Raw genomic sequence first — 8781 nt, 5'->3', positions numbered from 1 at the left:
CCAGTGATGAGGTTGTTGTAATCCAGGTCTTTGAGGGGACTGACAACCTGACACTTCCTGGCACGGGAATGCGATTCATGGGTGAGCCCCTTACCTTGCCGGTTTCTGAGCAGATGCTTGGTCGGGTTATGAACGGTTTGGGCAAGAGCAGGGACGGTTCAGGGACCGTACACGGATTCGCTGAACGGGATGTGAACGGGGAACCGATCAATCCAACAGCTCGTGAGTATCCCAGGGATTTCATCCAGACCGGTATTTCTGTCATTGATGGAATGACAACCTTGATCCAAGGCCAGAAGCTCCCCATTTTCAGTGGGAACGGTCTGGACCATAACCAACTTGCCGCGCAGATTGCCCGTCAGGCAAAAGTTAGGGGAAGTGAAGGGGATTTTTGCATAGTCTTTGCAGCCATGGGGGTCAAGTATGACGTTGCCCGTTTCTTCATTGACAGCTTTGAGGAGACCGGAGTACTGGACAACGTTGCTCTCTTCCTCTCCTTGGCCGATGACCCTTCCATTGAGCGAACCATTACCCCCAAGACAGCGTTGACCCTTGCTGAGCATCTGGCTTTTGACAAAGGGAAGCAAGTATTGGTGATTATGACCGATATGACCAACTACTGTGAGTCTCTGAGAGAGATTGGGACCATGCGTGGTGAGATTCCCTCGAGAAAAGGGTATCCAGGCTACTTGTACTCCAATCTTGCTGAGATTTATGAACGTTCCGGGAAGATCAGCGGACGCTCTGGTTCCATAACACAGTTGCCGATTCTCTCAATGCCCAACGATGATATCAGTCATCCGGTACCAGATTTGACCGGTTATATCACAGAGGGACAGATTGTATTTGAGCGAGGGATGCAGGCCAGGGGTATTTATCCACCGATCAACTGTCTTCCTTCCCTCTCCCGTCTGATGAAGGATGGTATCGGAGAAGGCATGACCAGGGACGACCATCCCCACCTTGCCAACCAGCTTTTTGCCTCTTACAGCCATGTCAAGGATGTGCAGAACCTTGCTTCGGTTATCGGGGAAGAGGAGTTGACCACCCTCGACCAACAGTATCTAGAATTCGGAAACTTCTTTGAGAAGCGATTTGTAAACCAACGGTTCGATGAGGACAGGAGTATTGAACAGACGCTCGATCTTGGTTGGGAGGCTCTGGGAAAACTACCTTCAGAAGAGCTTCAGCGTCTCACCGATGAGGAGATTGCCGAACATTACGGCAGATAGGAGGAGTCTTGAATACCACACTTGCTCCTACCCGGAGCAATTTGCTCAAACTCAGTGAAGATCTCAAGTTTGCCCAGCTCGGCTATGAGTTGCTGGACCAGAAACGGTCCATACTCATTGTTGAACTTCTGACCCTCGTGGACCAAGCAGTTGATTATGAGGGTAGGGTTGTTCATGCATTGGGTGAGGCACAGAAATCACTTAGTGATGCAATCATGCAGATGGGCCGGCTTAGGGTAGGCAATCTTGCAGGAGCCGTCAATATCGACTATTCCATTGAATTGGGCTCAAGGAGAGTTATGGGGGTCACGGTTCCCAAGGTCGATACCTCCTTCTCCGACCACAGTCCCTACTTCAGCAGTGAGGATACCAGTATCTTGAGTGAGTTATCGATTGATCGGTATCGGACGACATTGCAGTTGATGGGAAGGCTTGCCGAGCTCAAAGTATCCATCATGAGATTGGCCAAGGAAGTAAAGAAGACCATCAAAAAGGTCAATGCACTCGAGAAGATAGTCATCCCTGAAAACAAGGAGACCATTGCCTGGATGCGTTCCCGCATTGAGGAGCAGGAGCGGGAGAATTTTATCCTGCTGAAGGTTGTGAAGGATAGGATGGAGAACGCCAAGGCAGCGGTGCAGGCTTTGACCACTTCAGAAGATGATGATACGATGAAATCACAGGGAGGTTTGCATGGGAGTTCCATTTAAGCAGATCGTCGTGTACCAGGATGGTTCAGAGAGTTCGATGACAGCAATCATGTATGGCATCAAGCTGGCCAAGGAACACGATGCAAAACTGACCGCCGCGTATGTTGTGAATACCAGAGCCTTGAGCGAATTGGTCAAGGCAGGCATATTTGTGACAGTGGAACGTGATGAGTACCAACGCGACCTACAATTGGATGCTGACAGGTATCTACGGCATGCCTCCCGTCTTGCCCAGCAGAAGCAAGTAATCATAGAAACGATTAAACTGGAAGGTACTGTGCACGTAGTGATGAAAGAGTTGTTGAAGTCTTCAAAGGCAGATTTGCTGGTGTTGGGAGGGGTCACTGATATCCGTTCCCGACGCGAGGAGCTTGCCAGTGAGACTGACAGGATGCTGCGTACCTCCCCTTGCCCTGTACTGGTAGTCAGGGATGATGACGATATCTGGCTGGAGTTTGAAGCATAAGGAGCTTTGCATGAATGTACTGGATGTATTGGACAGGGATTTGGTGAAAGTGCCCCTCATGCACACCGATAAGCAGGGTGTGATCACGGAACTTGTGGAAGTGATGGCAAAGGCAAAAGGGTATTCATCTGAGCAGTTTCAAGCTGTCTTGAACGCTGTCCTTGATAGGGAGAGTCTTGGCTCCACCGGCATTGGGAATGGGATAGCCATTCCACATGCCAAGAGTGATGTGGTGGAACATGTCTCGCTTGTGGTTGGTATAAGCAGATTGCCCGTTGAATTCGATGCGCCGGATGGCCAGAAGAGCCGAATCTTTTTCTTGGTATTGGCTCCATCAAAGGAAGCTTCCGCGCACGTAGAGCTGCTTGCTTCCATTGCCCGTAGCTGTACAAGCCAGGTCTTTCGCCGAATGCTTGAACAAGCCAGGGATAGTGATGAGGTAGTACGCCTATTCATGGAATAGCCGTTTTAGTAACATCAGAGGAAAGCACTCTCTCCAAGAGGGTGTTTTTTCTTGGTGCTGGACATTTCCCCCTTTCCATCCTATGGTGGGATATCTCATTGTGTAGGTAGGTTTTTTACATGAGTGGTAAGAGCGCTTTTTCCGCTGTTGAGTTGGTATTGCTTGACGCATGTCAGTCTGTGCTCGATACAATGGATACATCACTTGCTTCATTGCTGAGATCAAAGAGAGACGATTTGCATACCCTTGCAGGCATTGTGGAACGATCGAGTTCGCTGGACTACGATCTGGGAATCTCTATAGAGGGTCGCAATCGGCAGACCTTGACTTCCAAATTGACCAATCAGGGTATTGAAGAAGTAATCAATCTTCCGGTGAAAGCATCACTGGGGCGTTCATTTTCCATTGCCAAGTTGCATCTCTATGGTTTTCTTCTAAGGATTACAGAAAACAAATCGTATCTTGCTGTGTACAAGGAAGCTGTACTCACTCAGTACCATGCCTGTCTGTTTTCCCTGATGGCTGAGGATCTGTATATTTCTATCATTTCCGATAGTTCAGGGAATGAGACTTGGGTTGGGAAGGCTAGCCATGAACTGATTACCATGTGGGAAGATCGTTCACGAGCAGAAATTGATGTGTTCGCTCCATTGTTGCAGCAACTTTGGGAGGCAAGGAACTCCCTTGTGCCTGTGCTTGGAACGTTGCTTGGTACCGTTGAACTGTTGCAGCTATCAATGCAACTTGACCAGCGTTGGCATGTGTTTCTCGAGGAACAAGGAAGCCAGGATGAAGTGGTATACGCACTCAATGAGTTCCTATTCTCTCTAAGTTATGAGCAACAGAGGAAGCTTGAGATATGGATGGGGTCGAGTGGGGAACGCTTGGTAAGCAGGAGTGAAGCGGCTGGGCTACTGAATCTCAGACCAGATCAACAACTCGAAGGCCCTGGTGAAGACACCTTGCCGGTTGTTCGGTTGTATCGCTCATTCCTAAGGAGAAATGCACTGGCAAGAATGCGGCGGGAAACTGATCGAAAAGGTCCTCACCGCACGCTTGAACAGTACTTGTTGCTCTATCTTTGGGAGAGAGACACCTAACCCTGGTTGGCATCCATATAGATATCCTTGATCTCCTTTGCTCCCAAGACGAGGAAATCACCCAAGGTTCTTTTTCCGAAGAAGGTAGCTTTCAGAGTCATCTCGTCAATCTGTTCTTCTGTAGGAGCAATCCCCAATTCCCGGAAGTTTGTGGGCATGGAAATGCTCTTGAAGAAGGTCTTGACCTGTTCAATGGCTTTCAATGCATCTGCTATGGTATCGTTGGTTCTCTCCATGCCAAATACGGCACTACCGAACCTGGCAAACCGCTCAGGTTTCTGTGTATAGACATAGCGTGCCCAGCTGTCCCATATGGCGGCAAGTCCTGCACCGTGGGCTACATCAAACATGCCACCCATCTCGTGCTCCAACTGGTGAGGAGCCCAATCTCCACGGGATGTGTTTCCTGCACCAGTCAAGCCATTATGCGAGAGGCTGCTGGCCCACATGATGTTTGCACGTGCATCGTAATCGTCATTATGATCTTTCAGGATGAGTGCAGCTTTGACTACCGTTCTAAGCAAGCCTTCTGCGATCTCGTCAGTCAGATCCATGGTATCGCCAACGATGAAGTAACGCTCCATCGTGTGCATCATGATGTCCGCTGCACCACACATGGTCTGGTATTGTGGTAGGGTATATGTCAACTCGGGGTTCATGATTGCAAACTTGCATCGTGATGAATCATGATTAAGGCCACGCTTGAGATTTCCCTCTTCATTGGTGATGACCGATGAGCTACTCATCTCACTGCCTGCTGCGGCAATGGTTAATACCGTACCAACAGGGTAGCATCCTTCTACCTGACGCTTCTGTTCGTAGAAGTCCCAGACCTCTCCACCGTGGTATAAGCCATAACCAATAGCCTTGGCTGAGTCGATGACTGAACCACCACCCACTGCGAGCAGGAAATCAACTCCCTCCCGCTTGCCCAACTCAATACCTTCGTGTACCTTGCTGAGTCGTGGGTTGGGAACCACTCCGCCAAGTTCAACGTAGTTGATACGCTCTGCATCCAGAGAAGCCTTGATACGATCGAGCAATCCTGATCGCTTTGCACTTTCTGAGCCGTAGTGAAGAAGGACCTTCTTGCAACCCTGTTCCTTGACCAAGGTTCCAACTTGCTTCTCTGTATCTTTCCCGAACACCACACGGGTAGGGGCGTAATAGGTAAATTCTGCTGACATCATTCCTCCAAATCAGTATCCCAGGCTCTCACCGATGATGAGAACCTTCATTCTTCCTTCTATTTGCTGGTGACTGAACACCACATAGTTCGAACAGATGGTATGTTCACATGCTCCAGCGGTGAGAGCCATTAGGTTGTTTGCATCGCAGTGGGCATTGATGCATTTCCCACTCTCCACACAATATGCTCCAGTATTCAATCGTCTGGCGTTGGCAGGGGCTGCAAGCTGCTTGACCCTAAGGATTGCACTTACCAGGTCTGGGACAATCTTATCCCATGAGACAACAAGGATTACCTGCTTCGGGCCGTAGAGCAGGGCTGCAACCCTGTTGCTGGTTCCATCAACACAGTACAACTCTCCATGTTCTGTAACAGCATTGGCACTGGCAAGATAGGTGTCAACAAAGAAGCTCTTGTGCATGACTTCAGTGATTCCCTCTTTATCTAGGCCAGGCTTGTAACGGTCATAAAAGGTGTAGTCCCCATTCCTCAGGAGATCGAGGACGCCGGTTTCCTTGAGGGTCACAGAACCTCCAACTGCAACACTTTCTCCTTTTGTGAGAAGCGACGTGATAGATGGAACAACCTCATCCATCGTTTCAAGGAAACGGGCATCGATATTGTTTTTTTTGAGTGCCTTGATGGTCCGTTCAACCTGCAAGGTACGATTCGTTTTTACATTTGCATCCATAGGCTTTCTCCCTTTTGATTAGGATACCCAATCAAGCTTTGCATTACAAGGTACAACGGATTTTGATTAGCAATTGCGCCATACGCACATCAGTCGTATTGTAGTAGTAGAGAGGTACTCACTATGCATATTACGTTTTTCGGAGCAGCACAACAGGTAACTGGTAGTTGCACGCTGGTGGAGGTGAACGGTAAGTATTTGCTTGTCGATTGTGGTCTCCCCCAGGGCAATGATGAGAAAGAAGCGGGGATGAATCTTCCTTTTGATGCACACGCCATAGATTATGTGTTCTTGACTCATGCCCATATTGACCACAGTGGACGTATTCCCCTGCTGGTGAAGGAGGGCTTCGAGGGTAAGATTTTCTGCACTGCTGCAACAGTGGACTTGTGTGAGATCATGCTTGCCGACAGCGGGCACATCCACGAGATGGAGGCGGAGTGGAAAAGCCGGAAAGCAAAGCGTGCCGGCAAGAAGGGTGTAGAGCCTCTGTATACAGTGGAGGATGCAAAGGATTCCATGGGGTTCTTTTCTCCCTGCGACTATGAGAAGGTCTGTACGATCGATGAGGGTATCAAGGTGCGATTCAATGATGCAGGACACCTGCTGGGTTCATCTTCCATTGAGATGTGGCTCAGTGAAGGAAAAGAGAATCGCAAACTGGTATTTTCAGGTGATATCGGAAATTTTGACCAGCCCTTGATCAAGGACCCAGACTATATTGATACCGCTGATTTCGTGGTGATGGAGTCCACCTATGGAAACCGGGTACATAAGAAACCAGAGAATGCTGTTGGTAACTCAGTTCCCACTCAGGTAAGGGCGCAAGAGCTCGCAGATATCATTGAGCGGACTTTCAAACGTGGCGGTAATGTAATAATCCCTGCTTTTGCGGTTGGTAGGACACAGGAGATGCTCTATTTGTTGAGGGTAATCATTGAGAAAAAGCTCTGTCCAACAGTCCATGAGATACCGGTATTTGTTGATAGCCCGCTATCGGTGAAGGCAACTCATGTGTTTGCGGGAAACTTGTTTGGCTATATGGATGATGAAACCATGGAGCTGGTGAACAAGGGTATCAATCCCATTCTTTTCCCCTCCCTGGTAACCATCACTGATGTAGAGGGGTCCAAGGCATTGAACAGACGAAAGGAAAGTTGTGTGATCATTAGCTCCAGTGGCATGTGTGAGGCGGGAAGGATCAAACACCACTTGAAGCACAATTTGTGGAGAAGTGAGTGTACGGTTCTCTTTAGTGGGTATCAGGCGGGTGGAACACTTGGACGTTCCATTCTTGAGGGAGCAAGGCATGTCACCATCTTTGGTGAGCAGATTGATGTACGTTGTGAAGTGAATGAGTTGCATGGTATCAGCGGGCATGCCGACCAGGAAGGCTTGGTGAAATGGCTTACCAGCTTCAAAAAGGAGCCAAGACGAGCCTTCATTGTTCATGGGGATAAGGAAGTTGCCCCTTGGTTTGCTTCCTATGTATCCAGAACTCTGGGTATCAAGGCATATGCACCAAAGATTCTGGAACGGTTCGACTTGCTCAATGAGGAGTCATTGCCACTTGCAGAGCCTATGGAAGAGATCATGCTTCCATACTTCCGTGAGCTAAATGAGGCTTTAGAAGAGCTAAAGAAGCAAGAGGCCAACCTACTCTCAGTTGTGCAGCGCTTGGAAAATGCTGGGAAAGAGAAGAACCTTGAAGAAAAACGTGCCCAGCGGCTCACCAATGCAATCAACAGGCTTGCCAGTGACTTGGAGTATTTGAAGATTAAATGGGGAGTGGATGCTGACTAGATCAACTGTTTCCCAAAAACCGATCCCCAGCTCTGTTGTTCTAGGATGGTAAATCCCATTCTCTCATAGAAACCATATGCACGGGTGTTCCTCCCATCCACTCCAAGGTGGATGCCTGGGACACCCTTTTCCTGTACTGTTTTTATAAAGGTTTCCATGAGGCTCCGCCCAAGGCCCTTGCCTTGCAACTGTGGGAGCAGGTCGATATGCAGATGCGCTGGATACCCCAGATTTTGCCACATCCCTTGTCCAGGTCCTTTGAGCAGTGTTTTGATTACACTCTCTTCTGCTTCACTCTTGAACACTTGTTGATGGTTATAGTGTTCCTGCAAGGGAGGCAGCCAGGTTTTCTGAAGCCAGGAGGTATAGGATGCAGTGTCACTTGTTCCTACAATATATCCGGAGGGTATCCCATTTTCATCAAGCGCTATGAAGCAGAGTTCTGGTTCATAAAAAAAGTAGGGAGCTGCATAGTAGTGACCGACACACCATGGATCATTGAAATATGGGGTACCATCAAGTCCTGCAAAGGCGGTCTTGAGAGCTATTGAGTAAAGATAGGGAATATCCTGTGGTAATACTGTTCTGATGTTCTGCATGTTCATTTCCTCGCCTCCTCATACCATATCGCTATTATGGGAAATTCTCAATAAAAATGTAATTTCTTGGAATAAGGTAACTTAGCCTAATAGCGAAAAATTTCTTCAAAAAGTATAGCGAAAAATTTCTTCAAAAAGTGCTGGACAAAATGTGGATTAGGGTTTAGTATCCCTCCTTGTTCGGCAACGAGAACACAGACTGATTCAAATCACCAAGTATCGCTCGATACTTGACGAAATTAGAATATGTCGGATACTCTGAAAGAACGCCCCTTATGAGGGGATGGGAAAATGTGATGTGTAAACATTAGGTTTTTACCATGATTATTGAAAGTTATTAGCGCAGGGAAGAATAGAGAGATTGGAACAGTGGAAGACCACCAAGATGGGCTTCCCAGTCAATTCACAAGAATGAGAACGATAGTTGAAAAGCTACGTTCGTGCGAGAATTACAGGGAAAACTTATAAGTAAGTAAGCCGGGCCCTCGGGCCCGGAAATGCTATAACGGAGAGTTTGATCCTGGCTCA

Annotated in this window: 9 protein-coding genes; 6 read left to right on the top strand and 3 right to left on the bottom strand. The window is 48.2% G+C overall.

What is annotated here, in order from left to right:
• The 5 genes from JF818_RS10610 to JF818_RS10590 form a co-directional block, all read left to right on the top strand.
• A partial coding sequence (locus JF818_RS10610) for a V-type ATP synthase subunit B (RefSeq protein WP_198891986.1) occupies positions 1–1232 on the top strand: 1232 nt, incomplete at its 5' end.
• 8 nt (positions 1233–1240) lie between these two features.
• Positions 1241–1942: a V-type ATP synthase subunit D gene (locus JF818_RS10605; protein WP_198891985.1), complete on the top strand. Its 702-nt coding sequence runs from the start codon at positions 1241–1243 to the stop codon at positions 1940–1942.
• Positions 1926–2408, top strand: coding sequence for a universal stress protein (locus JF818_RS10600; RefSeq protein ID WP_198891984.1), 483 nt, complete (start codon positions 1926–1928; stop codon positions 2406–2408). Before JF818_RS10605 ends, JF818_RS10600 begins: the two co-directional genes overlap by 17 nt.
• A 10-nt stretch (positions 2409–2418) precedes the next feature.
• On the top strand, positions 2419–2871 hold the full coding sequence (locus JF818_RS10595) for a PTS sugar transporter subunit IIA (RefSeq protein ID WP_198891983.1): 453 nt from the start codon (positions 2419–2421) through the stop codon (positions 2869–2871).
• Positions 2872–2990: 119 nt separating this feature from the next.
• The gene (locus JF818_RS10590) at positions 2991–3971 is read left to right on the top strand and encodes a hypothetical protein (RefSeq protein ID WP_198891982.1); all 981 of its coding nucleotides are present in this window, start codon (positions 2991–2993) and stop codon (positions 3969–3971) included.
• Here the strand turns inward: JF818_RS10590 and JF818_RS10585 are convergent.
• A complete protein-coding gene (locus JF818_RS10585) occupies positions 3968–5158 on the bottom strand; it encodes an iron-containing alcohol dehydrogenase (protein ID WP_198891981.1) in 1191 nt (396 codons plus the stop codon). The two genes, JF818_RS10590 and JF818_RS10585, sit on opposite strands and share 4 nt — an antisense overlap.
• A 12-nt stretch (positions 5159–5170) precedes the next feature.
• Positions 5171–5851 carry a lactate utilization protein gene (locus JF818_RS10580; protein ID WP_198891980.1) on the bottom strand — a complete coding sequence of 227 codons (681 nt, stop codon included), beginning with the start codon at positions 5849–5851 and terminating at the stop codon, positions 5171–5173.
• Positions 5852–5974: 123 nt separating this feature from the next.
• Here JF818_RS10580 and JF818_RS10575 point away from each other — a divergent pair, with 123 nt between their 5' ends.
• Entirely contained in the window at positions 5975–7654 is a 1680-nt protein-coding gene (locus JF818_RS10575; RefSeq protein ID WP_198891979.1) for an MBL fold metallo-hydrolase RNA specificity domain-containing protein, read from the top strand.
• On the opposite strand, the gene JF818_RS10570 is transcribed toward JF818_RS10575, so the two are convergent.
• Positions 7651–8259 (bottom strand): N-acetyltransferase, encoded by a 609-nt coding sequence (locus JF818_RS10570; RefSeq protein ID WP_233067280.1) that lies wholly within the window; start codon positions 8257–8259, stop codon positions 7651–7653. The two genes, JF818_RS10575 and JF818_RS10570, sit on opposite strands and share 4 nt — an antisense overlap.
• Between the last annotated feature and the right edge of the window lie 522 nt (positions 8260–8781).

The organism is Sphaerochaeta sp. S2, assembly GCF_016406725.1.
In the GTDB taxonomy this organism is placed as follows: domain Bacteria; phylum Spirochaetota; class Spirochaetia; order Sphaerochaetales; family Sphaerochaetaceae; genus Sphaerochaeta.
The sequence above is the reverse complement of the archived record's forward strand: the minus strand, read 5'-3'. Positions and strand labels throughout refer to the sequence as shown.

Bases quoted from the DNA above. Each gene is read 5' to 3' on its own strand.
- JF818_RS10600 (WP_198891984.1), top strand. From the start codon at position 1,926: ATGGGAGTTCCATTTAAGCAGATCGTCGTGTACCAGGATGGTTCAGAG.
- JF818_RS10595 (WP_198891983.1), top strand. From the start codon at position 2,419: ATGAATGTACTGGATGTATTGGACAGGGATTTGGTGAAAGTGCCCCTC.
- JF818_RS10590 (WP_198891982.1), top strand. From the start codon at position 2,991: ATGAGTGGTAAGAGCGCTTTTTCCGCTGTTGAGTTGGTATTGCTTGAC.
- JF818_RS10585 (WP_198891981.1), bottom strand. From the start codon at position 5,158: ATGTCAGCAGAATTTACCTATTACGCCCCTACCCGTGTGGTGTTCGGG.
- JF818_RS10580 (WP_198891980.1), bottom strand. From the start codon at position 5,851: ATGGATGCAAATGTAAAAACGAATCGTACCTTGCAGGTTGAACGGACC.
- JF818_RS10575 (WP_198891979.1), top strand. From the start codon at position 5,975: ATGCATATTACGTTTTTCGGAGCAGCACAACAGGTAACTGGTAGTTGC.
- JF818_RS10570 (WP_233067280.1), bottom strand. From the start codon at position 8,259: ATGAACATGCAGAACATCAGAACAGTATTACCACAGGATATTCCCTAT.